This window comes from uncultured Dokdonia sp., from assembly GCF_947496725.1.
Taxonomy (GTDB): Bacteria; Bacteroidota; Bacteroidia; order Flavobacteriales; family Flavobacteriaceae; genus Dokdonia.
Genome location: NZ_CANMDS010000002.1, coordinates 565,982 through 591,648, shown reverse-complemented (window position 1 = coordinate 591,648; position 25,667 = coordinate 565,982). Strand labels below are relative to the sequence as shown.

Below are 25,667 nucleotides of genomic sequence, written 5' to 3'. Positions count from 1 at the left end.
AACTCGTTAAAAAAAATTACTTTCAAGATTTCATTTATATAGTAAGAAATTTCTTAAGTTTATAGCCATTAATTATTTCATCAATCAATCAACATATTTATGATCACAAAATTACGCGCACTTGTAGCGGTTCTATGTCTATTCTCCTTTGCCATAAACGCTCAGTCTACCTCTAGAGACATTGATAAGATTCTTGTTTCTCACATTGCAAAACAACAACTTAAACCTTCTGATATCGCTGCTTACCAAATAACAAGTGAGCACACTAGTTCTACAAGCGGTATACAACACATTTATTTTAGACAAACGTATAATGGTATTGAGGTTATTGGAACAGAAAGTAGTGTTCACGTTAAAAACGGTAAGCCAGTACAGAGTCACATTAACTTCTATAGGGATATAGAAACTCGTGTAAAGTCTACCTCGCACGTACTTAATGAAACCGCAGCAATACAATCTGTGATGACTAAAATGGGGTACACATCTGGTGGATTAAATCAAATATCTTATGATGCAAAAACAAACACTAGAACCTTTAAGAATGCGTACATATCTCGTGACCCTATTCCAGTAAAAAAAGTCTTTACTGTTACAGATCAAGGAGCCCTAGTTGCTACTTGGGAACTTTTTATAAATGAGACCCAAGGCAAAAATTGGTACAACTTCTTTGTTGATGCTACAAATGGTGATATACTTTCTAAAAAGAATAGAACCTTAACCTGTACTGTAAATCACGATCACAGTGAGAGTGCTCATAAAACCGCTTTCGCGAAAGCGGAAAATAAAATATTGAAAGCTTCTCCTCCAGTGGATGCGTCTTTTATGGAGGGTACGTATACAGTGTATCCACTACCACTAGCTTCACCTTTTGATGGTGATCGCTCTCAAGTTTCTGGAGTTTTTAATACTGTTGCCTCACCGTTTGGGTGGCACGATACAAATGGTGTCACTGGTGCTGAGTATACAGTTACACGAGGAAATAATGTAAATGCATATGAAGATGGTGATAATCCTGGATTTCAACCAGATGGAGGAGCAGGCCTTTTCTTTGATTATCCATTAAACACTGTTTTTAGTAGTGGAAATCAATCTGAAAGCGCAGCTATTACAAATCTTTTTTATTGGAATAATGTCATACACGACGTACTATACCAGTATGGTTTTGACGAGGCTAGCGGTAACTATCAAGAAAACAATTATGATAATGGAGGTATAGGTAATGACCAAGTGAATGCTGAGGCTCAAGACAGTTCTGGTGAGTGTAATGCAAACTTTAGTTTTTCTCCAGATGGAGTTTCAGGTAGAATGCAAATGTATACCTGTGGCTCTAGAGACGGAGATTTAGACAACTTAGTAATCATACACGAGTATGGCCACGGCATCTCTACACGTCTTACCGGTGGGGCTGCAAATTCTGACTGCCTATTTAACGATGAACAAATGGGAGAAGGATGGAGTGACTGGTATGGTGCTGTTATGACAATAAAGCCAGAAGATGTTGCAACAGATTTAAGACCTGTAGGCAACTGGCTATTCGAACAAGGGCCTGATGATCCAGGTATACGTGACTTTCCTTATACAACAGACTTATCTCAAGATCCTCGTACATATAACAGTATTCAAAGCACTTCTGTCCCTCACGGTGTAGGTTCTGTATGGGCAGCAATGCTATGGGAGATGACTTGGAACCTTATTGAAGAATACGGTTTTGACCCAGATATTTATAATGGTACTGGCGGAAATAATATTGCTATTGCCCTCGTTACAGAAGGACTCAAATTACAACCTTGTAATCCAGGTTTTATAGATGGTCGTGATGCAATACTCGCGGCAGATCTTACACTATATGGAGGAGCAAATCAGTGTCGTATCTGGGATGCTTTTGCAAAACGAGGTTTAGGGTTGAGTGCTAGTCAAGGTTCTTCTTTTAACCGTTTTGATGGTGTAGAAGCCTTTGATTCTCCATCAACATCTTTTCAATTAAATGAAGAGCCTATATGCCTCTCTGCAGATGTTGTTGTTTTAGGAGGAGGCTTACCTACTGGAGGTATATACTCTGGTCCAGGTGTAACAGATAATGGAGATGGGCAAACTTTCACATTTGACCCTACAATAGCTGGTATAAATAATCACGTTATTACTTATGTTGCAGACTCTACTTGTGACGATGGAGGCGATACAGCAACGGCAATCCTGAGTGTTAAATCTGACGAACCTATTATTGAATGTCAAGACATCACAGTAACACTTGACGCCGAAGGAAATGCACAAATCGCTCCTCAAGATGTGGTGACTAATTTTTTACCTGGAGATGGTTATACCATAGATCAATCTGGCATATTTTCACCGGAGAATATTACTGGAGGCACTAGCTTAAACTTATCTGATGATCAAACCTCAGGACCTGTACCTCTAGGGTTTGATTTTAATTTTTTTGGAGAGACATACTCAACTGCTATTATTTCATCTAACGGGTTTTTAACTTTTGAAAATAATAGTAATTCTGGTTGTTGCTCTGGAGAATTTATTCCAAGTCAAAGTGCCATAAACAATTATATCGCTTTCGCCTGGTCAGACCTTTTTCCTCCAGGAGGGAATGGAATCGTTAAATACACGACAATAGGTGCTGCTCCTAACAGAGTATTTGTATTAGATTTTATTGATATATCCTTATGTTGTGATTCTACTCCAGAAGTAACAACACAGTTAAAGTTGTTTGAGGGTAGTTCAGTGATAGAAATACATACCACTGAAATAATACAATCTGGGACAATGAGCCAAGGGATAGAAAATGCTGACGGCACCGAGGGTTACGTACTTGATGAACGTAATAGCACGCAGTTTACTCTAGCAAATGATTTTATAGCATTCATTCCTAATGCTGGAGGTTTTCCTGATAATTGTGGAAATGCAACTACTGTAACTTTAGACATTGATACCTTTACCTGCTCTGACTTAGGAGAAAATATAGTAACAGCAACTGCAACAGATAGTGAGGGTAACACATCAAGCTGTACAGCTACGGTTACTATAATCTCTGATGTTTCTGTAACATTTGAACAAGAAGAAGTATTATGTGCTGATCAAACTAGCGTCACTTTAGGTGGAGGGCTTCCTACTGGTGGAGTATATTCTGGAACAGGTGTTATAGATGATGGAAATGGGCAAACATTTACAATTGACCCATCTGTGACGGGCGAAGGTTCTGTCACGGTTTCTTATGAATCTGAAAATTCTTGTGGTATAAATGGTACAGCCGCTATTACACTAGAAGTTATTTCTAGTATTCCGGATGTATCTTGTCAAGATATTACCGTTTCTTTAAATGACGAGGGAGTAGCAACCGTATCTTGGGAAGATATTTTTGACTCAAGTACCTTTACGGGAAATCTTGAAAGCACATTGTATGCATTAAATCCAAATTCTGGGGTATTGAATATCGCTGAATATCAATTTAATCAAACTAGTAGTGACCTTGAACTTAATTCAGGCTTTAATTACTCTACGGGATTAGATCGTAATTACGGTTTTGACAAGCACCCAGAAACTAGTCAAGTATATTTAGTAGCTTCTGAAGTGGCTGGAGGAGTAAGATCTCTTTACAGAATTGATCTTAATGCTCCCTCAGAAGACCCACTACTTATTTCTGGTTTAGTCTCGTCAAATGGCAGTAATCAAATAGTAGATATCACTTTTGACAACAACGGCAACCTATACGGCATATATAATAATGGAGAACTTGAAATTATAAACACAGAGACAGGGGCTTCATCTCCTTTTACGTTTATAAATGTTTTTGGCGCTATAGGTATTACATATGATTTTGACAATGATCGTTTATTATATGCTACAGGCACTGGACCAGTAAACATCTATGATGTAAATATCTCTAACGGAAGCTTTAACAATATAGGAACCTTTTTTACACCAGGGCCTAGTGAGTTTTGTTCAGCGCAAGCCTTGGAATACATAGGAAACGACACTTTAATGGCAGGGGGAACATCTTCTTGTGACATCCTTTATAAGGTAAATCTCACTTCTTTTGAGACGTCTCTTCTAGCTAATCCTACAGGGTCATACCCAAATATCAAGGACCTATTATTGTATTCTCAAAAGCCCCTTGATAATTGTACTAACGAGCCTTTAACTTTAGAGGTGAGCCCTAGTACTTTTGACTGTTCTAATTTAGGAGAAAATGTAATTACTCTTACAGCAACAGATAGTCTAGGGAACACAACAACTTGCACAAGTACAGCATTTGTTTCAACAACAGTTGATGTTACATTTGCAACAGACAGCACATTTTGTCTAGATCAAGGTGAAATTATTCTGGGAGGAGGGTTTCCTGCTGGTGGAGTATATTCTGGTCCAGGAGTAACCGATAATAATAATGGTATAGATTTCACACTAAACCCATCAATAGGAGAAGGATTTTATGAAATCACCTACTCGTACACTAACGCTTGTGGACTTCAAGACCAAGCAACACAGACTATAGAAATACTTGGTGCAATTCCAGATTTAGATTGTACTGATATAACCGTAAATCTCGATGAAAATGGTGTAGTTGTCCTAGATGCTGCGCTCTTACTAGGTGCTGCTGGCGAATCTGAAATGGGAACACTCTACGCTTTAAATCCTTTCTCTGGTAATCAAAACATTGCAAAATATAGTTATAACACCACGACTAATGACTTAATTCTAGATTCTTCTTACTCTTATAGTACTGGATCAGATAGAAATTATAGTTTTGACCAAAATCCGTTAACTGGTGAACTATATCTATTAAGAAGGGTGCCAGAAACAGGAAGTAGAGCTCTCTATAGTATTGATTTGCAAGAGGGGGATGGAGAACCTACTTTTATTTCGGAAGTACTTTCTGTAAATGGATCAAATCAAGTTCAAGATATGGCCTTTGGGACAGACGGAACACTCTATATGGTGTTTAATGGTGGTGAGATTAACAGTTATGATATAGATTCTGGCAATACAGAAGCTATTGCTACTGTTGACTCTGCTGGAGCTGTTGGAATGACCTATGATACTGATCAAAATAGAATTCTATACACCACAGGATCTAACCCAGTAAATCTTTTTGCCATTGACAACTCTACTGGTACGGTAACAGAGTTATTTTCTTTCTTTACTCCTGGAAGTAATGGTGGCTGTAGTGCTCAAGGTATAGAATATGTTGGGCAAGGCAAGGTTATTGCGAGTTCCACATTTGGCTGCGATGTTATATACACTGTTGACCTCACTAGTCAAGAGGCTAATTTACTCTTAAACCCAACAGGTTCATATTCTGATATAAAAGACTTAATGTTTTTAGGAACATTACCTGTAGACAATTGCAATGGTGAAGCGCTTACTTTTACGGTAACTCCTAATCAATTAGATTGTTCTAACATTGGTGAAAACATAGTAACTGTAACAGCAACAGATGCAGATGGAAACACGAGTGAATGCACCTCAACGGTTACTGTAATTGACAACATTGCCCCTGTGGTTAACTGCTTACCCTCAATAGACGTGGTTTTAGATAGTTCTGGTGTTGTAACTTTAACAGCTGAGGATCTTGTTACAGGTGATATTTTTGATAATTGTGATACAAATCTTGAGATAGAGATTTCTCCAGCGCAGATTACTTGTGATGAATATGCTGGAATATCTCTCACTGAGATAATTGAAAACGGAAGTTTTGAAAACGACTTAAATTTTTGGACCTCTACAATTGAAAATGGAAGTGATGACGGAGGATGTACTCAACCCTGGAAAGTTGAAGAAAACTCTCAAACCATATGTTGTTGTGTAGACGAAGTGTCTCCCACAGACGGTTCTTATGCCGCTTTCACCTCTTTTGATGGTGGTGAAAACACACGGTATAGACTTTTTCAGAGTGTTTTAATACCTACTACTGTTAATGACAATGACTTTGAAGCTAATTTGAGTTTTGATTGGGTGGCAAACTTTGATTATAACGGCAATGAAAGTAGAAAACTTGAAGTAGCTCTATATGACAATTCTGGTTCTGAAATTGAGGTTATTTATGAAGATCTTATTCCTGCAGATGGGGTCACCTCTAGAAATGAATCTATCTCTCTAGATTTGACGGCTACCTTATTAGCCTATAGAGGTCAAGAAGTGACGCTAGAATTTAGTGCATTTATTCCAGAGGATTTTTCTGGACCTGCAAAAGCAATGATAGATAATGTTTCACTCCAAGCAGCTGCAAGTAACGTAGATGTAGTAATTACTGTAACAGATGATTCAGGTAATGCTACGTCTTGTACTGTTGAAGTAAACATTACAGATCCAGATAATGTTTGTGGATTAAGTACAGAAGAATTTATTAGGAATGAAGTTTTACTTTTTCCAAATCCCGCATCATCAAGTGTTCAAATCACTTGGGGAAATAATACTCTAAAGAGTATTACAATTTATGATATGCTAGGAAAGCTCATTGTTACTGAAAAGATTAGGAATAATCAAATTCAAACTAGTTTTGATATTAGTAACCTTAATACTGGTATTTACTTAGTCCAACTAAGTGACGAGTCTAATAATTTGACTACCAAAAGGCTTATTGTAGAGTAATCCTAATTGCAACTCTTTTGTTTAATCCGAATAGGCCAGAAATTAAAATTTCTGGCCTATTTGATTTGTATAAGTAATGTAATGCGTGTATTTATGACCTATATTGGTTTAAAATTTACTCGCATAGTATGCTTGATAATCAAAAACTCTAGTATATCTTTGCGGCATCTCAAAGGGGTGCTTTTAAATAAGCTGAGATTATACCCATTGAACCTAGAACAGGTAATGCTGTTTAGGAATGAGAAAGAGATCTTACTAAAACTACAACTGCGTAGTTTTATGAAGGTAACACTACTCTTGAGACGTGCTTTTATAGCACACCCTCTTCAATATGTGCGCATAGCACAGGTATGTTTTATACTAACATTTAAGGAATATTTGCCCTTTGTATTCGTAACCAAACTAATTACGGATGAAAAAGATCCTATTAAGTATGATGGCACTTGCAGCAATCACTGCTACTGCCCAACAAACTACTGTTATTGACACCACAAAAGTGGAGTCGCTAGATGAAGTACTGGTACGCTCTGTAAGAGTAAAAGCAGACTCACCTATCACGCACTCTAACCTTACAAAGGCACAAATCGCCCAGCGTAACTTAGGTCAAGACATCGCTACACAGCTTAACTTTTTGCCTAGTGTTGTCACCACATCAGATGCTGGTGCGGGAATAGGGTATACAGGTTTTAGAGTACGTGGTACTGGTAACCAAGGTATCAATGTAACTATAAATGGTATCCCTTATAATGATGCAGAGAGCGCAACTACGTTTTTTGTAAACCTTCAAGACTTTAGCTCTTCTGTAGAGAGTTTACAGTTACAGCGTGGTGTAGGGTCTTCTACAAACGGACCTGGAGCCTTTGGAGCAAGTCTTAACATTCTTACAGATGCTATTTCTAAGGAGGCTTATGGTGAGATTTCTAACTCATTTGGATCTTTTGCAACACGTCGTCACAATGTGAAGTTTAGCACAGGGTTACTTAATGATCATATAGAGATATCGGGAAGATTATCACAAATAAAGTCTGATGGATATATAGATAGAGCATCTTCAGACCTTAAGTCTTACTTTTTACAAGCAGCTTATACAGATGATAACACGCTTATTAAGTTAGTTAACTTTGCAGGATCTGAGGTGACATATCAATCTTGGTTTGGCATAGACGCAGAGACACTTGCAGAAGATAGAACGTTTAACCCAGCTGGTCAATTTACAGATGAGAATGGTGTAACGCGTTTTCACGATAATCAAGTAGATAATTACAAGCAAGATCACTACCAGCTACACTGGAACCAGCGTTATGATAACAACTGGAGTACACAGCTTAGCCTTAACTACACGTATGGTCGCGGCTTCTTTGAAGAATATAAAGAAGATGAAGATCTCGCATTTTACAGCATTGCTCCTGTAGTTATAGGTGATGAGACGTTTGAGACCTCAGATATTATAAGACGTCGCTGGCTAGATAATGACTTTTATGTGGCAAACGCTACGGTAAATTATAAGGACACAAGCCTAGACTTTGTAGGTGGATTATACGGAAGTGTATATGACGGTGACCATTTTGGCGAAGTGATTTGGGCACGTTTTGCCAGTGATAGTGAACTAGGTGATGATTACTATTTTGGAACTGGTAAGAAGAAGGAGTTTTCTGCTTTCGCGAAAGCGAACTACCGTTTCAACTCAAAATGGAGTGGTTACCTTGACTTACAGCAACGTTTTATCTCATACACAACAGACGGGATTAACTCTGACATTGCCGAATTTATTGTAGATGAAGATTATAGTTTCTTTAACCCAAAAGCGGGGCTTTCTTATAGAGTAAATGATAACAACCAGCTGTATGCATCTTTTGCTAGAGCAAACAGAGAGCCTAACCGTACAGATTTTGAAAACGGAGCACCACGTCCCGAGCGTCTTAACGACTGGGAGTTAGGATGGCGCCATAATACAGAAAAGGTAAGCCTTAATGTAAACGGATACTATATGGGTTACCGTGACCAGCTGGTACTTACTGGAGCGCTAGATGACGTAGGAGCACCTATACGTGCAAATAGTGGAGAGAGCTTTAGAGCTGGTATTGAGATAGACGCGGCAATCGCTATAACAGATAAAATTACTGTACAGCCTAATGTTGCAATAAGCACAAATAAAAACAGAGATTTCTTTTTTGAGAGAGACGGTGAGCTTACTAACCTAGGTAATACAGATATCTCATACTCGCCTAACCTAGTTGCCGGTAACACCATTTCTTACAAGCCAGCACAAAACTTTAGAATAAGCCTTTTATCTAAATATGTAGGTGAGCAATACTTAGGTAATATAGACAGTGAGACTTCTAAACTAGATAGCTACTTTACAAATGACTTAAATGTTACTTATGAGCTTAAAGATATCCCGGTATTTAAGTCTATCGTGTTTAACGCGCTAGTAAATAACATATTTGATATTGAATATGTATCAAACGGTTACTTCTTTACCTATGATGATGATTTTTCTGTACCAAATGAGATCACAACTATAGAGGGAGCAGGCTTTTATCCACAGGCTGGGATTAACTTTCTAGTAGGTGCTACGATGAAGTTTTAAAACTAAATTTTGAATTTATGTTTTTTTAGCTTACTTTAAGTGTCAAATAATCAACAATTTGTAGCAGTTGGGGGACTGTAATACACTTTGTAACAAAAGAAGCCATCTTGTTAAGATGGCTTCTTTTCATTTAATTAAACACGGTAATCGTTCCTCCAGATTCATTTACTCTGTAATTAAGCATCGTGTAAGGCAACACCTCATCATTAGACTGCCCTGTAAATAAGTTATAACTATGCGCATCATCACACTGGCAGAAAACGTTTATACCGTTTATCACCATTCTAGAGCAGTCGTTTGGAGCGTGGTTAGGATCTGATGCTTCCCAGGCAATAAGACCACTACCGGTGTTAATTACAAAAAAACCTCTCAAACCACCATTAGACACATAAATAGGGTTACTAGGTATCTCAAGATCGAGCACCTGTATCGCACTAAGTTGTGTAGAAAAATTTACATCTAGCAAGAAGGGATTGCGCTGGCCGCCATCATCACTTTCAGAACAAGAAGTAATAAGAACTAGAGTAAAAAGTAAAGCACAAATGTGACGCATAATATTGTTTTTGATACGCTTTCGCGAAAGCGTAATTTTAATCCTATAAAGCTCGCAAGGTACTATAAAACGAGAAAGGATTTAAAATATTTCGTATATTCGTAAGGCACGTCCCGAAGAGGGACTTTTTTTGTGTTTGAGAGATTGACACATCATTTTAATACTAATTATACTAAAAACCGGATCTATTATGAGCAAGGTAAATTACTATACCCCAGAAGGACTTAAAAAACTTAAAGACGAACTTAATCACCTACGTGATGTAGAGCGCCCTAAGGCATCACAAGATATTGCAGATGCACGTGACAAGGGAGATCTGAGTGAAAATGCCGAATATGATGCTGCCAAAGAAGCACAAGGAATGCTAGAAATGCGTATCTCAAAACTAGAGGAACTTGCCTCAAACGCGCGCATTATAGACGAGTCGCAACTAGACACCTCAAAGGTGCTGGTACACTCTACCGTAAAAATTAAAAACCAGACTAACGGCGCGACAATGACCTACAAACTAGTAGCTCAAAATGAAGCCGACATCAAGAAAGGACTTATCTCTGTAGACTCACCTATAGGTAAAGGACTTCTAGGCAAAGAAGTAGGTGACGTTGCCGAAATACAAGTGCCTAGCGGAATAATGAAATTTGACGTAGTATCAATCACTAGAGACTAACGAACTAAGTTGAACTCGAAATTGAAGTTACAAAATGAAGTTGGCTAAATAATTATAGTATGAGCGACAAACCTTTCGATTTAAGTGAGCGACTGGAAGATTTTGCTGCTGCGATTATTATACTTTACAACAATAAGCCTTCATCATTTGCCGGAGAATATCTAGCCAAGCAACTCATACGTTCTTCTTGCTCTTCTGCTCTCAACTATGGAGAAGCTTTAGGAGCTGGAACCGCTAAAGATAAGATTCATAAGCTCAGAATATGTTTAAAAGAACTTAGTGAAAGTTTGCGAAATCTCAACATTCAAGTAAAAGCAAATATATTACCTGAAAATAGCCTCAACACGCTAAGAGATGAAAACGACCAACTCATAAGAATTATCGTCACCAGGATTAAAAATAGTAATTAAGGAAACTGTTCAAGGTTCAAGTTCTATTTCAGTTTCGAGTTCAATTTCAGTTTCGAGTTCAATTTCAGTTTCGAGTCCAATTTCAGTTTCAAGTTCAATTTCAAGTTCAGTTTCAATTTCAATTTCAATTTCTACATATGTCAAGCATTTTTACAAAAATCATAAACCGAGAAATCCCCGGCCACATTGTTGCAGAGGATGATAAGCATATCGCAATACTAGATATAAACCCTAATGCAAAAGGTCACACCCTTTGTATCCCTAAAAAAGAGGTTAACAAGATTTTTGACCTAGAGGAACAAGAGTATCTTGACCTGATGCGTTTTTCTCGCAAGGTAGCAATCGCTCTAGAGAAGGCAGTTCCTTGTAAACGTGTAGGCGTATCTGTCATAGGTCTTGAAGTACCACACGTGCACGTACACCTCATCCCGCTACAAGATATGGATGACATAAGATTTGAAAAAAAAGTATCTCTTACAGATGATAAATTTAAGGAGCTTATAAGTGATATAAAGAAAGCTTTATAGAATACTACTAGTAATATGTTATTACTCCATAAATAACGACACATAAAATAACTAAAAGTCCAAGTCCTATAATATAGGTTTGGGCTTTTAATTTTTTATACGTTTCCTTTTTGGCAAGCTTATTATGGTACTCATAAAGGCGCTCAATATCTTCGGTCCAGCTTACGGGGTAGATAGGAAAATCGCAATGTTTACAAACCAACTCTTCTCTCACGACATCTGTTGCCTTTTTTGACCAGAAGGTATCTTTCCACTCCTGTTTAAAGCTTAACTCTAAGCCACTATTACTATAACACTCTGGGCAGTTGCACTGCAAGGCAGCCGTATGTATGGTTTTATAAGTTGTTTTCATAAATGTGATACGCTTGCACGTTACAAATTGGATGTTTTCATCACACCAGAGAGTGCCAGGTGCTGTAATAAGATAATTGTTTTGGCATCTTTAATAACACCTTTTTTTACGTCTTGTAACGCTTTCGCGAAAGCGTACTCAACCACCTCAATATCTTCGTTTTCACTATCTAGACCGCCACCATCCGTTACTTTTTGAGCATCATCATAAGGTGCTACAAATAGAAAAATGCGCTCTGTTACCGCTCCAGGAGAGGTAAAAATATCACCCACACTAGTAAGTGCTGGTATAACATAACCGGTCTCCTCCTCTATCTCACGTATAATGGCTTGCTCTGGCGCCTCGTCTTCTATAATACCGGCAGGCACTTCTGTTAAAAAACCATTGTCTCCAGCAAGATATGCAGGTAGTCTAAACTGTTTTATGAGAATGACCGTTTGCTTTTTTACATTATAAAGCAAGGCACAGGCTCCGTGGCCTCTGTCATATACCTCGCGCTTTACATCGCTCCAAGATTGGTCTTGGTTTTGATAACTGTAGGTTACTTTTTTTAGCGTTGCCCACTCATCACTTATGATCTCTTCTGCTACGTTTTTTATTCGATTACTCATTATGCGAGACGTAAAGCTATTTGCATTGTTGTTCCTTTATTAACCTCAGACTCCAGTACTTTAATGCGGCCATCGTGATACTCTTCTATGATACGTCTTGCGAGTGATAGGCCTAGTCCCCACCCTCTTTTTTTTGTGGTAAAACCTGGTTCAAAGATTTTATTAAACTTAGACTTAGCAATGCCTTTACCCGTATCTGTAATTTGAACAATCGCAAAGCGTGTATCACGAGTGATAGTAATGGTTAACGCACCTTTACCCTTCATCGCATCTATGGCATTTTTTATGAGATTTTCAAATGTCCAGCCATATAGTTCTTTATTAAGCATTACTGGTAGTTGCCCTTGTGGGATGTCTAGTGTAAAGGTGATAAGTTTTGAGCTGCGCTTGCTTAAATAATCATAAGCCTCTTGCGTCTCTGCAATGAGGTCTACTTTTTTAAGATCTGGCACAGAGCCTATTTTACTAAAACGATTTGTAATAGTCTCAAGCCTATTAATATCTTTAGTCATCTCTGCAATATAGTCTGGATCTACATTTTCTGTTTTGAGAATTTCTGTCCATCCTACGAGTGATGAGAGTGGTGTCCCTATCTGGTGTGCTGTTTCTTTTGCCATCCCAGCCCATAGTAAGTTTTGAGAACCCGCTTTTGAGGTGAGATAGTAAAAGTAAATTAAGGCTATAAAGAGAATAACTATCACGATAAGGGCAATAGGAAAGTACTTGATCTGGTTTATAATAGCCGAGTTGCCATAATATAGTGTTTGCTCCTCTACGCCGTCAAAGGTGATAGCAATAGGTTCATTTACCAGGGCATACTCTTCGGCTAGCTGTCTCAAATCTTCTTGCGAGAGCTTATCTGCATCTGGAATATTTTGAGGCACAAAAGTATCTGCCTCTAGTTGATACAGTAATAATGGGATTGTTCTATTATCACTTATGATAAGGCTTTGTAAAGAGGTAAGCTCATTAGATAATATGCGGGTATCTCTATTACGACTTTCTAGGTCAACCTCACTTGTATTTGCAAGGGCTCTCATTGCGGCAGCATAAATCTCTACCTTAGACTGCTCTGCATCTTTAAGTTGATCAAAAAATAGCGACACATTCCACAAGATGAGTGTGGTAATGATAAGCGATGAGATGATAATAAACCATCTCGCAATATGCGGCTGTGCGCTAAAATTCATACAATGCTATTTGGGTTAAAGATACAGACAATTCAAAAACCAACTATTTTATAACACACGCTCAATATCTATTAAAAAAATGACCGCATCTTTATGAGATACTTGTAGTTAATTTCTACCATTTTCATTGGGATATAAAGTTGGTAATGGGTCACTCTGCCAGTACTCCTTAGTATGCACATCCATTACGGTAAGCGGTCCTTTAAAAGCGGCTCCTGTGTCTAGATTCCAAACGTTAGCTTTATTTACAGGCGTTGTTTTATTAATACGAGTAGTAGGCGTATGCCCTATAAATATCTCAGTAAAAAGCTTTAAGCGCTTAGGGTATAAAGCATCACTCTCTGCTATATCATCTCGCATAGCACATACCATTTCCCATAAAGTTCTATCCCAAAAGAAAACTGTGGTGTGCCACTCGTGCTCAGGCCCGTTAAGGTTCTGAAATCCTGCGTGACAAAACATTCTATTATGCTCATCTATATGATAGTCTTTAAACGTTTTGTAAAAATCTAGATGCGTCTTGATCTCTTCTTTAGACCTACGACTGTAAGAGTCTATAGTGCTTTGTCCCCCGTGCTGTAGCCACTTAGGCGACATCTCTTTACCTTCTAGCCACTGCTGTACGAGGTCATCGTGATTGCCTCGTATAAAGGTTGTTTTATTTGATTTTTGAAGCTCCATAAGCTTATCTATAACCTCTGCACTCTCGCTCCATCCATCTACATAATCACCTAAAAAAATGAGATGATCTTCTACTGTAACCTTTGCCCTCTCCATAGCTTGCTCTAGGGCACGTAAACCACCGTGTATATCTCCAAAAATTAATGTTCTCATAAATCGTAACTGTACTTCTTTTATACTTTATTCATACCTCACCTTTCTCAAAATACGCATTGTCTCCCGATATCTACCGTAGGCACCTCCTCTTATCTTTTTCATAAAAGGTTTGAGCTCTACTAGTTTTTGCATTGCACTATCAAAACCGTTGAGATAACAAATTAAATATGTGTTTGATAGATTATATAAATCCTTCCACTCACCTTGATTGAGCGCTATACCACGTTTAAGCTTATAAAAAATAACATTGTTATTATTAAAAATATGATACAACGTCTTTCTATCTACCTGAGGTGGCTCAAACACCAAATTTGTATGAATGGTGTAGGTTCCGCTTTCGCGAAAGCGTATCTCAACCTCTTCTAGTGGGTAATATTTAAACTGCTCTTGTACCCCGAGATGCACATACTCTAAAATCTTAAAACAATCTTCATCATAGGTAATTGAAACCTCGTCCAGCGAAGAGTAAAATAGTTTTACCTGCTCATTAATAAGCTCTATATCTACTCTTGAGTAATAAGTCTCACCCTTAACCACTTTTTTTACTCCTGCCCAGCACAGTACAAACTGCTCTTTAAAGACTTTATATGTGCTATCCCTATCTTTATGACGATGATTTACAAAATCCATCACACCGTCTAGTGTGAGTTTAATACTATTTTTTGCGTGTCTCTCTATTGCAGCAACAATGTCACTGTTTACATCTACTATATCAGACTTAAAGACCTTAGGCATAGAGATACTGCCATCTCTAAAAAAGACTGTACCTCCCCAGTATTTCCAAATATTGCGACGTAAAGCTGTAAGTTTATCTTGTGCTCTAATGGTTACAAGGCCCACCACCTTATCTGCCGGAAGGTTAGGAAATGGTATGTTCTCATAAGAGATAATAGGCGGGTTATCTAGATATGCGTTTATGAGGTTTTGCAACTTACTATCATCAAAAAACGGCACGCCCATAATATCATTTTCCCCATCATCTACCCCTATAACGATGTACGAATTGTTTTTTGGGTTGCTATTAGACAGCGCACAGATATGTTTTAAAAATTTTGCTTTGCCCTCCTTATTGCTAATGTCAATCTTACGCTTCTTGTCATAAAAACTGTTCTCGTCATTGTGAGCGAGAAGATTTTTTACAAGAAGTCGTTTATTAATCATCGTGCTCTGTGCATTGTTATATTCTAGTCATTTCTATTAACTATCGTAGAGCTTGCTTGTGCTGTGGAGAGCACGACGAGATCTGCAATGTTTACGTGATAGGGTCTGGTGACTGTAAAGTGTATAATGTCTGCAATGTCTTCTGGTTGTAGGCAGTCAAAACCTTGATACACCTTATCTGCTCGATCCTCATCATTTTTAAAACGTACTTTACTAAAATCTGTTTCTACCATCCCCGGATTTATGGCTCCCACACGTATGTTATGCTTATTAAGATCGAGACGCATCCCTTGGTTTATAGCATCTACAGCGTGCTTACTTGCACAGTATACATTGCCATTAGGATACACTTCTTTGCCAGCTGTAGAGCCTATATTTATGATATGACCTCTCTTACGCGCTGTCATCTGTGGGATAATTGCTTTACTCACATACAGCAATCCTTTTACATTAATGTCGAGCATTGCATCCCAATCATCTATAGAGCCATTTTGTATAGGATCCAGACCGTGAGCATTACCTGCATTGTTAATTAAGATATCTATGGTATTAAAATCTTCTGGCAGACTTTCTATCGCAGTGGTAACATCTTCATTGTTACGTACATCAAATGTAAGTGTGTGCACAGACACGTGCTTACCAAGCTCATTTTGTAGTTCTTTTAATACCTCCTCACGACGACCGCAAAGAATGAGACGTATCCCTTCTTGTGCAAATCGAGTGGCTGTTGCTTTACCTATACCACTGGTGGCTCCGGTAATAAGTGCTGTTTTCATAATATTTTCTTTATGCTACTTCTTCTCCTACGCTAGCTTCTAAGATGGTAAACCAATCTTTAAGGCTTAATGCTATTTTTTCTGCCAGCACAGCATTTGTAATGCGGCTCGCAGTTGTGGTCCCTATAACTGGGTGTATACCCGCTGGGTGCTTGAGCAACCAGGCTAGTAATAATTGATCTTGTGTGGCATTATACTTTTCGCATAACGGCTCTAGCGCTTTTTTAATGCGATCACTCTGCGGTGTCTCTTCTCTAAAAACAGATCCTAGCGGACTCCAACTCATAGGTGTGATCCCATTAGTCATCATATAGTCTAGACTCCCATCATCTAGGGCGCTGCGCTCTGTTATGGAGATTTCGAGCTGGTTTGCACTCACTGCCACACGTGATGCCACAAGTGCTGTTTGTGAAGCCGTAAAGTTAGAAAGTCCAAAGTTTTTAATTTTCCCCTGTTCTTTTAAATGGCTCACTGCTGCCGCTACCTCATCTGGAGCAAGCAGGGGACTTGGTCTATGTAATAAGAATAAATCAAGATACTCTGTTTGCAGCTCTTTAAGAGACCTTTCGGCGCTGGCTATGATGTAATCTTTGTCGTACTGGTAATGTTTTATGGTGTTTTCTGGCCTGTTGTCACCCATCATCTGGATACCGCACTTGCTTATAATTTGTACGGTTTCTCTAGGGATGTTCGCTTTCGCGAAAGAGCTACCCCACTCACCCTCTGTCGTATAATCTCCGTAAATATCTGCGTGGTCAAAGGTGGTAATACCTTGCTCAAGGCAGTGATGTATGGTCTCAACCATTTGGCGTTCATTAAATTGCTTGCCCCAAACGCCCCAGGTCATACAGCCTTGAATTATTCTTGAAAATTGCATCTGTAGTTTTTAGATTTGGTTTTATTAAAAGTAGTTGTTCTAAAACTACAGAAATGTGTGCGAAGCCCTTTATTTTCAATATTTTTTAACCAAATGTTAACAAGATTTTTAGGAATAAAATGAGACTTTGCGACGTTAGAAGTTTCTGCTTACTAGAATAAAGAATTATGGAAGAAAATACTACATCGATTGACATACAGGCAATCAATGAAAAAATTGAGCGTGAGAGTGCCTTTGTAGAGGTTCTTACAATGGAGATGAATAAAGTAATTGTGGGTCAAAAGCATATGATTGAGCGATTGCTCATAGGTCTTTTGGGTCGTGGTCACATTCTTCTAGAAGGAGTGCCTGGTCTTGCAAAAACGCTAGCCATAAACACCTTATCACAAGCGGTACACGGCTCTTTCTCTCGTATACAGTTTACGCCAGACTTACTCCCTGCAGATGTAGTGGGAACGCTTATTTATAATATGAAGCTTGCAGACTTTAGCATCAAGAAGGGACCTATTTTTGCAAACTTCGTTCTTGCAGATGAGATTAACCGTGCTCCGGCAAAAGTGCAATCTGCCCTACTAGAGGCAATGCAAGAAAAGCAGGTTACCATAGGTGATGAAACTTTTAAACTAGATAAGCCATTTTTAGTAATGGCAACACAAAACCCTGTAGAGCAAGAAGGAACGTACCCACTACCAGAAGCACAGGTAGACCGTTTTATGCTCAAAACAGTTATAGATTACCCAAAACTGGAAGATGAGCAACTCATCATACGCCAGAACTTAAAGGGTTCTTATGAAAAAGTAAATCCTGTAGTATCTGTAGAGCAAATTATAAGAGCGCAAGAGGCAGTAAAAGAAGTGTATATGGATGAAAAAATTGAGAAGTATATTCTTGATATCATCTTTGCAACGCGTTACCCAGAAAATTATGGCCTGGCAGATTTAAAACCTCTTATAAACTTTGGGGCATCGCCTCGTGGTAGTATCAACCTTGCCACAGCTGCAAAGTGTTATGCATTTATCAAGCGTCGTGGTTATGTTATACCAGAAGATGTACGTGCCGTGGTACACGATATACTGCGCCACCGTATAGGTATTACCTATGAAGCAGAGGCAGAAAATATTACCTCTGTAGATATCATAAACAAAATTGTAAACCAGATAGAAGTACCATAGACAGTCTCGTAAAACAGTGAGAGTAGTTACTATGCGATAAATTATAGTCCCAAAAAGAATTGGATACAAAAGAACTTCTTAAAAAAGTACGCAAGATCGAGATCAAGACACGTAGGCTGTCTGATCACATTTTTGGTGGAGAATATCACTCTACCTTTAAGGGTCGTGGTATGACTTTTTCTGAGGTGCGCCAGTACCAGTTTGGTGATGATGTGCGTAATATAGACTGGAACGTGACAGCACGTTATAGTGAGCCGTACATTAAAGTTTTTGAAGAAGAGCGAGAGCTCACAATGATGCTCGTGGCAGATGTGTCTGGATCTGAGTTTTTTGGAACAGACAAGCAGTTCAAAAATGAAATTGTTACTGAAATTGCGGCAACACTCGCGTTTAGTGCAATGCAGAATAATGACAAAATAGGTCTCATCCTTTTTACAGATGAGATAGAGCTATTTATACCTCCTAAAAAAGGAAAGTCTCACGTACTACGCATCATACGTGAGTTACTAGAGTTTAAACCTAGTTCAAAAAAGACAGACCTTGCACAAGCCATAAAGTACCTTAGTAATGTGATGAAAAAGAAAGCCATTGTTTTTGTGCTTTCAGACTTTATTACAGACGGCTATGAGCAAACAATGAAAATTGCTGCAAATAAGCACGACATTACAGGTATACGTATTTATGACCAGCGAGAAGAAAAAATACCTAGCCTAGGTATTGTACAGATGGAAGATGAAGAAACTGGCGAACTAGCACTTATCAACACAAGTTCAAAAAAGATAAGAACAAACTATGAGGTATACTATAAAGAGCGTGTTGCTTACTTTAAAGAAACCTTTAAGCGCAGTGGTGCCGGTGTTATAGATGTACGTACAGATGAAAGCTATGTGAAAAAGCTACTCGGATACTTTAAAAGACGTGGCTAGTAGCGATAAAAACCCCAAAGAGAAATACCTAATGAATACCTCAAGACAACATAACTTTAATACAGCTGGCATATCTAAGTCTGCCTTGTTTGTGTTTTTCTTGATTTGCTTTCTTTTTGCCACATCGTCTCAAGCTCAAGATGATGTGCGTGCCACCATAGATTCTACAAGTATTCTTATAGGGCAACAAATTAATTACAAGATTGAAGTTCTTGCAAATGATGGTGAGGCGGTGGTTTTTCCAGAGGGCCAAACTTTTAATCCTCTTGAGGTTATAGAAAGTTATAAGATTGACACCGCAAGCTCGACATCTGCAAGAGTAAAGCTTATAAAGAGATATGGTTTAACACAGTTTGATAGTGGTCGCTATGTCATCCCAAAGCAAAAAATAATCATAGGGACTAAAACTGTAGAGACAGATACTTTTCTAGTAGAAGTAAACAATGTTGTACTAGACACTGTAAACCAAGGTCTTTATGATATTAAACCTATTATAGAGTTACCTAGAGACTATAGCAAGTGGTGGAAGTACCTGTTATGGATCATCCCAGTACTTATTGCCATCGCCTTGTTTTTATGGTTCTTACTACGTCGTCATAAAAAACAAAAAGAGGCAGAAAAATATGTGCCTCCTTTTGAGCAAGCTATTGCAACACTCAACGCACTAGATCAAGAAGATTATATCGCTCAAGCAAAATATAAAGAGTACTACACTGTACTTACAGATGCCATACGTCGCTACTATGATGAGAAGGTATATGATCGTGCTATGGAGAGCACAACAGATGAGCTCATTGCCCGTCTTGAGATGGAGCGCGACAGTGGTCACATTGACTTCAGCAGGGAGACTATTGTAAAGCTTAAAGATATTTTTAAACGTGCAGACCTTATAAAATTTGCACGTGTAAATCCGCCAGAGGGTAAGGCGCAAGCAGACCGTCTTAGTGTAGAAGAAATAGTAAAAGAAACTAAAGAAGCACTACCACCTCCTACTGTAGAAGAACTTATGAAGCAGGAGGATTATAGAGAAGCGCTTTCGCGAAAGCGTAAAAGAAAACTATGGCTTACCGCAATAGGTGGTGTTCTGGCCATCTTACTTGTAGCAACCACCGTAGGTATAGTTGTTAAGGGGTATAGTGAGGTTAAAGATTTTGTTTTCGGAAATATGACCCGTGAGCTTGCCGAAGGTACTTGGATTACCAGTGAGTATGGAGCGCCATCTATGATTGTAAGTACACCAAAGGTTCTTACAAGACAAGAAGTGGCATTACCACCAGAGGCGCAAGGGCAAATGGAGGCAACCTCATTTGCGTGGTCTACAGTACCAGCAAATGTTTCTATACTCGTATTTCAATTCAAATTTCCAGAAAACGCCGAAGTAAAAGTAGAGCAGCTCATTGCAAATCAACTTGCGATGTTTGAGCAAAACGGCTTCTCTGCAGATGTGGTGAAGAATGAAAAGTTCAAAACGCCTAATGGTGCTGAAGGTCTTAAAACCTTTGGAAAAGGAACTCAAATTATAGACGAAGAAAAGGAAATGATGGACTCTGGTGAGTATGCATTTTTAACTTTTCAGTCAGAAAGTGTGATTCAGCAATTATTTATAAGCTGGCACGATGAAGATCCTTATGGTAAACAAATCGCAGAGCGCGTGATGCAAAGTGTAGAACTGCAAGCAAAAGAAGAAGAGAAGTAATGCTAAGCAATTTTGAATTTTCAAATCCTGAGTTTTTCTGGTTGTTTCTTGCACTGCCAGTGGCAATCGCTTGGTACTTATGGAAACGCAAGAAGCAAACACCTGCGGTAAAAATATCTAGCATTAAAGGTTTTAAAACGAGCACTAGCATTTTACCTAAACTCAGACCGCTTCTATTTATTTTGAGACTAGCGGCTCTTAGTCTTATTATAGTGGCACTCGCTAGACCGCGTAATGTAGAGGTATCTACTAAGACTAAAACCACAAAAGGTATAGATATCGTAATCGCGATAGACGTATCTGCCAGTATGCTGGCAAAAGATTTACGTCCTAATAGACTGGAAGCACTTAAAAAAGTAGCCTCAAGTTTTATAAATGGCCGTCCTAACGATCGTATAGGACTAGTAGAGTATGCAGGTGAGAGTTTTACAAAAACACCTATCACGAGTGATAAGAGTATTGTACTAAGTGCGCTTAAAGGCATACAGTACAACAGCATTATAGAAGGAGGAACCGCTATAGGTATGGGGCTAGCAACGGGTGTAAACCGCATTAAAGACAGCAAAGCATTAAGCAAGGTTATCATATTAATGACAGATGGTGAGAATAATGCAGGACAGATAGACCCACGTATCGCAGCAGAGCTCGCTCAAGAGTTTGGCATTAAAGTATACACCATCGGGATGGGTACAAACGGTACGGCACTATCACCTTATGCTCGTAACCCTAACGGTACATTTGTGTATGAAAATATACAAGTTACTATAGATGAAGAGCTACTAGAAGAAATCGCCGAAACCACAGGAGGTCAATATTTTAGAGCGACTAACAACAAGAAACTTCAAGAAATCTATGACGAGATAGATAAACTTGAACGTACCGATGTAGAAGAGTTTAAGTATACAAATTATGAGGAAAAGTACAGGCCTCTAGTTTTACTAGCTGGATTGTTACTTATGATTGAGTTATTATTAAAGTATACTGTTTTTAAGAGTTTTGTATAAATAATATATGCTTTTGTAAAAGGCACCTATGTATCTATTAGAAGAAAAAATATGGTTTTGGTTACTGCTCGCTATACCTGCGGTGATACTCTTATATATGGGGGTATTAATCTGGCAGCGCAGTGCTCAAAAGAAATTTGCAAGCGCAAATCTTCTTAAAAAATTAAGCCCAGATAGATCTTATTTTAAGCCAGGTCTTAAGGTCCTTATGATCTGTATTGCCATTGCATTTTTAGTTGTAGGTCTTGTTAACCCAAAAATGGGTACTAAACTTGAGACCGTAAAGCGCGAGGGAGTAGATGTGGTGTTTGCCATAGACGTTTCAAAATCTATGCTAGCAGAAGATATAGCACCAAATAGAATTGAAAAATCAAAACAACTAGTTACTCAAATCATCAACAGTCTGGGTAGCGACCGTATAGGGATTATAGCCTATGCAGGAAGTGCATACCCACAACTACCTATCACGACAGATTACAGTAGTGCTAAGCTATTTTTAAGCCAGATGAATACAGATATGCTCTCTAGCCAGGGTACGGCCATAGGAGAAGCTATAGAACTTGCAAAAACCTATTATAATGATGAGGAGCAAACTAATCGTGTGCTGTTTATCATATCAGATGGTGAGGATCACGTGGGAGAAGCATCGAGCCTAGCAGAACAAGCAAATAAAGAAGGTATACGCATTTTTACCATAGGCGTAGGTAAAACCGAAGGTGGCCCCATACCTCTCAAGCGCAATGGCATTGTACAATCTTATAAGAAAGATCAAAACGGAGAGACCGTAATCACACGTCTAGACGAGGCTACTCTTAAGGCTATTGCAGAGCAGGCTAATGGTGAATATATAGACGGCAACAGCACTGCCACAGTGGTAGAAACGGTACAGAATTTGCTCAATGGTATGGACAAAAAAGAATTTGAAGCCAAGCAGTTTGCAGATTTTAAAGATCAGTTTCAATGGTTTTTAGGCGCAGGATTACTGTTCTTATTTTTAGATATATTTCTATTAGACCGTAAGACTAATTGGCTCAAAAAGTTAAACCTTTTTAATGATAACTAAGCAATGAAAAAGTTACTTACACTGGCGCTCGCCACACTAGCTTTTACTGCCATAGCTCAAGAAAAAGCAAAAGAAGGAAAGACACTTCAAAATCCGCTGGCGGGTGAGGCTAGAGAGTATATTCTAGAAGGCACGGAAGCAATGATAAACCAAGAAGGTGGCGTTGTAGATTTTGACGCTTTCGCGAAAGCGGAATCAAATCTAAGAGCAGCCATCTCGCTCACACCAGAGAGTGTACCTGCAAAATATAATGCAGGAAACAATTATTACAAAAACAAAAAGTGGGAAGAAAGCACAAGTGCGCTAGCAAGAGCAGCATCTGTTGCCCAAACTAAAAAAGAAAAGCACAAAGCATATCACAACCTAGGTAATGCACTCTTTCAACAAGAACAATGGGATGGAGCTGTAGAAGCCTATAAAAATGCCCTACGCGCAGATCCTACAGACGAAGAAACACGCTATAATTTACAACTTGCCAAAAAAGAAAAGGAAAACAATGGCGGTGGTGGTAGCGATAATGACGACCAAGAAAACCAAGACGAAAACCAGGACAAAGACGAAAATAAAAAAGACGACAAAGGAGAAGGAGATAAAAAAGAGGGAGAAGACGGCGACAAGGAAGAAACAGACGATAAGGGCGAAGAAAAAGAAGACGAGGGAGAGCAGAAAGAAGATGATAAAGGAGACCCTAAAGACAAAGACAAAAAGCAAGATGGTGGCGAGGGTGAAGAAGATAAAAAACAACCACCACCGCAACCTAAGCAAGGGCAATTATCTCCTCAACAAGTGCAAAGTTTACTAAAAGCGATGCAAGACCAAGAGAAAAAAACCCAAGAAAAGATAAATGCGCAGAAGGTAAAAGGTGCAAAAGTAAAAACGGAGAAAGACTGGTAATGAAGATGAAATCAAACATAGTTTACCTGTTTCTACTCATAGGGACAGTTTTATTTGCGCAAGACGTTCAGTTCAATGCAAAGTTGAGCAAGAATAGACTAGGTGTAAATGAGCGTTTACGTGTAGATTTTATAATGAACCAAGATGGAGATAATTTTAGAGCTCCTAGTTTTGAAGGTTTTAGCGTGGTAGGTGGCCCTAGCCAGACTACAAGTAGGCAGTGGGTAAATGGTAAGAGTAGTTTTTCAAAAACATATTCTTATGTATTATCACCCACTAAGCGTGGTAACCTTGAGATAGGCCAGGCAGAAATAACAGTAGGGGGTCAAGTCTATAAATCACCACCTGTACCAGTTACGGTTACTGCCGCTGTAGAGGTCCCAAAAGACCCAAATGACCCTACTTATCTGGCAAAAGAAAAAGTACATCTCGTGGCAGAGGTTTCAAAAAACAGCCCTTATCTTAATGAAGCATTTACTATTGTTTACAAGCTTTATGTCTCAAAAGAGACAAGTGTAAATAACTGGCGCGAGCTTGACTCACCAAAGTTTGCAGACTTCTGGAGTCAAAGCGCAGACGAGAAGCAGTTTAAAATTTATGAAGGCAAGTATAAAGGAGAAGATTATCGCTATGTTATCTTAAGACGTACTGTGCTCTACCCTCAAAAAACAGGAAAGCTAGAAATAGAACCTTTAAGTCTAAGTGTTGCCGTAAGTGTCCCTACTAACCGCCGTGACATCTTTGGACGTATACTTAGTAAAAGTGCAAATATTACAGTAAGCGCTCCTATAAGAACGGTAGATGTAAAACCATTACCAGATGCTGGCAAACCAGATTACTTTTCTGGTGCTGTAGGTGAGTTTGACTTTAAGGTCACCTCAACTAAGGATACACTAGATGCAGGAGAGGCTTTTCAGCTCAAGTTACAAGTACAAGGAAGAGGAAATCTCAAACTTTTTGAGTTGCCTAAGCCTAATTTACCAAGTACACTAGAAGTATATGAGCCAGAAAATAGCGATAAAATACGTACTAATCTTGCCGGTATGAGCGGCCTTAAGGAAGATACGTATACAGTTGTACCACAGTTTAAGGGCAGTTACCCCATACCACCACTTTCATTTACGTACTTTAACCCTAAGACCAAGTCTTACGAACGTATCACCTCACAAGAGCGTGTGATTACAGTAGAAAATGGACCTACAGACACTGCAAGTGCAATATCTGACACTAATGATACAAAGCAGCAGCAAGTCGTTGCTTCAAATAATCAATTTCAGTACATAAAGACAACAGCAAACCTTAAACCAGTAACGCAAGAAAAGTTCTTTAAGAGCACACTATTTTGGATGCTTAGTCTACTTCCATTTTTATTGATTCCTATAGCTATACTTGTGCGCAAAAAGAAGGAATCTTATGCAAATGATGTCACGGGTAATAGAATACGCAAGGCAGATAAGCTTGCTAGAAAATTTCTCGCTACAGCAAAGAAAAACCTAGGTAGTCAAAAAGAGTTTTACATCGCAATGGAGCGTGCACTACACAACTACCTTAAAGCAAAACTTAACATTACAACCAGTGAGATGTCTAAAGATCGCATAACAAGATTACTTAAAGAACGTGATGTAGATCAAAACACCACAATAGAGTTTATAAGTCTTCTAGAAAGTTGCGAGTTTGCTAGATATACCCCAGCCAGTAGTGTGGCAATGCAGCAAGATTACGATAAAGCTGTGAGAGTTATAAGTGCCATAGATAAACAATTATAAG

At 38.7% G+C, this 25,667-nt stretch carries 20 protein-coding genes and 1 riboswitch; of the genes, 12 read left to right on the top strand and 8 right to left on the bottom strand.

Annotation, left to right across the window (positions count from 1 at the left end):
* The first annotated feature begins 99 nt into the window (after positions 1-99).
* Both Q0948_RS06565 and Q0948_RS06560 read left to right on the top strand, forming a co-directional pair.
* Positions 100-6,594 carry a M36 family metallopeptidase gene (locus Q0948_RS06565; RefSeq protein ID WP_299231209.1) on the top strand — a complete coding sequence of 2,165 codons (6,495 nt, stop codon included), beginning with the start codon at positions 100-102 and terminating at the stop codon, positions 6,592-6,594.
* 162 nt (positions 6,595-6,756) lie between these two features.
* A riboswitch (TPP riboswitch) is annotated at positions 6,757-6,850 on the top strand.
* A 156-nt stretch (positions 6,851-7,006) separates the two neighbouring features.
* Positions 7,007-9,184 (top strand): TonB-dependent receptor, encoded by a 2,178-nt coding sequence (locus Q0948_RS06560; protein WP_298350093.1) that lies wholly within the window; start codon positions 7,007-7,009, stop codon positions 9,182-9,184.
* Positions 9,185-9,314: 130 nt separating this feature from the next.
* On the opposite strand, the gene Q0948_RS06555 is transcribed toward Q0948_RS06560, so the two are convergent.
* Positions 9,315-9,737 (bottom strand): hypothetical protein, encoded by a 423-nt coding sequence (locus Q0948_RS06555; RefSeq protein WP_298350091.1) that lies wholly within the window; start codon positions 9,735-9,737, stop codon positions 9,315-9,317.
* 190 nt (positions 9,738-9,927) lie between these two features.
* On the opposite strand from Q0948_RS06555, the gene greA reads away from it, so the two are divergent.
* From greA to Q0948_RS06540, 3 genes are all read left to right on the top strand, one after another.
* Positions 9,928-10,404, top strand: a complete 477-nt coding sequence (greA, locus tag Q0948_RS06550) for a transcription elongation factor GreA (RefSeq protein WP_298350089.1) — start codon at positions 9,928-9,930, stop codon at positions 10,402-10,404.
* Between the two features lie 59 nt (positions 10,405-10,463).
* Positions 10,464-10,814 carry a four helix bundle protein gene (locus Q0948_RS06545; protein ID WP_298350087.1) on the top strand — a complete coding sequence of 117 codons (351 nt, stop codon included), beginning with the start codon at positions 10,464-10,466 and terminating at the stop codon, positions 10,812-10,814.
* A gap of 137 nt (positions 10,815-10,951) precedes the next feature.
* A complete protein-coding gene (locus Q0948_RS06540; protein ID WP_298350082.1) occupies positions 10,952-11,341 on the top strand; it encodes an HIT family protein in 390 nt (129 codons plus the stop codon).
* 7 nt (positions 11,342-11,348) lie between these two features.
* Here Q0948_RS06540 and Q0948_RS06535 read toward each other — a convergent pair whose 3' ends face one another.
* From Q0948_RS06535 to Q0948_RS06505, 7 genes are all read right to left on the bottom strand, one after another.
* Positions 11,349-11,693: a hypothetical protein gene (locus Q0948_RS06535; protein WP_298350080.1), complete on the bottom strand. Its 345-nt coding sequence runs from the start codon at positions 11,691-11,693 to the stop codon at positions 11,349-11,351.
* A 20-nt stretch (positions 11,694-11,713) separates the two neighbouring features.
* The gene (locus Q0948_RS06530; protein ID WP_298350079.1) at positions 11,714-12,304 is read right to left on the bottom strand and encodes an NUDIX domain-containing protein; all 591 of its coding nucleotides are present in this window, start codon (positions 12,302-12,304) and stop codon (positions 11,714-11,716) included.
* On the bottom strand, positions 12,304-13,494 hold the full coding sequence (locus tag Q0948_RS06525) for a HAMP domain-containing sensor histidine kinase (protein WP_298350077.1): 1,191 nt from the start codon (positions 13,492-13,494) through the stop codon (positions 12,304-12,306). The genes Q0948_RS06530 and Q0948_RS06525 overlap by 1 nt, the downstream gene beginning before the upstream one ends.
* A 108-nt stretch (positions 13,495-13,602) precedes the next feature.
* The gene (locus Q0948_RS06520; protein ID WP_298350075.1) at positions 13,603-14,328 is read right to left on the bottom strand and encodes a metallophosphoesterase; all 726 of its coding nucleotides are present in this window, start codon (positions 14,326-14,328) and stop codon (positions 13,603-13,605) included.
* Between the two features lie 27 nt (positions 14,329-14,355).
* Entirely contained in the window at positions 14,356-15,492 is a 1,137-nt protein-coding gene (locus tag Q0948_RS06515) for an ATP-binding protein (protein WP_038598480.1), read from the bottom strand.
* A gap of 23 nt (positions 15,493-15,515) precedes the next feature.
* A complete protein-coding gene (locus Q0948_RS06510) occupies positions 15,516-16,268 on the bottom strand; it encodes an SDR family NAD(P)-dependent oxidoreductase (protein ID WP_298350071.1) in 753 nt (250 codons plus the stop codon).
* 10 nt (positions 16,269-16,278) lie between these two features.
* Entirely contained in the window at positions 16,279-17,145 is an 867-nt protein-coding gene (locus tag Q0948_RS06505; protein ID WP_298350069.1) for an aldo/keto reductase, read from the bottom strand.
* Positions 17,146-17,312: 167 nt separating this feature from the next.
* Here Q0948_RS06505 and Q0948_RS06500 point away from each other — a divergent pair, with 167 nt between their 5' ends.
* The 7 genes from Q0948_RS06500 to Q0948_RS06470 are packed head-to-tail and all read left to right on the top strand — an operon-like array spanning position 17,313 to position 25,666.
* Positions 17,313-18,317, top strand: coding sequence for a MoxR family ATPase (locus Q0948_RS06500; protein WP_038598472.1), 1,005 nt, complete (start codon positions 17,313-17,315; stop codon positions 18,315-18,317).
* 59 nt (positions 18,318-18,376) lie between these two features.
* Complete coding sequence (locus tag Q0948_RS06495; protein ID WP_038598469.1) at positions 18,377-19,243, top strand: DUF58 domain-containing protein; 867 nt, start codon at positions 18,377-18,379, stop codon at positions 19,241-19,243.
* A gap of 31 nt (positions 19,244-19,274) precedes the next feature.
* Entirely contained in the window at positions 19,275-20,939 is a 1,665-nt protein-coding gene (locus Q0948_RS06490) for a hypothetical protein (RefSeq protein ID WP_298350064.1), read from the top strand.
* Positions 20,939-21,943 (top strand): VWA domain-containing protein, encoded by a 1,005-nt coding sequence (locus tag Q0948_RS06485; RefSeq protein WP_298350062.1) that lies wholly within the window; start codon positions 20,939-20,941, stop codon positions 21,941-21,943. Before Q0948_RS06490 ends, Q0948_RS06485 begins: the two co-directional genes overlap by 1 nt.
* 28 nt (positions 21,944-21,971) lie before the next feature.
* Positions 21,972-23,006 carry a VWA domain-containing protein gene (locus tag Q0948_RS06480; protein WP_038598460.1) on the top strand — a complete coding sequence of 345 codons (1,035 nt, stop codon included), beginning with the start codon at positions 21,972-21,974 and terminating at the stop codon, positions 23,004-23,006.
* Between the two features lie 3 nt (positions 23,007-23,009).
* Positions 23,010-23,900, top strand: coding sequence for a tetratricopeptide repeat protein (locus tag Q0948_RS06475; RefSeq protein WP_298350059.1), 891 nt, complete (start codon positions 23,010-23,012; stop codon positions 23,898-23,900).
* 5 nt (positions 23,901-23,905) lie between these two features.
* On the top strand, positions 23,906-25,666 hold the full coding sequence (locus Q0948_RS06470; protein WP_363317795.1) for a BatD family protein: 1,761 nt from the start codon (positions 23,906-23,908) through the stop codon (positions 25,664-25,666).
* The last annotated feature ends 1 nt before the right edge of the window (position 25,667 follow it).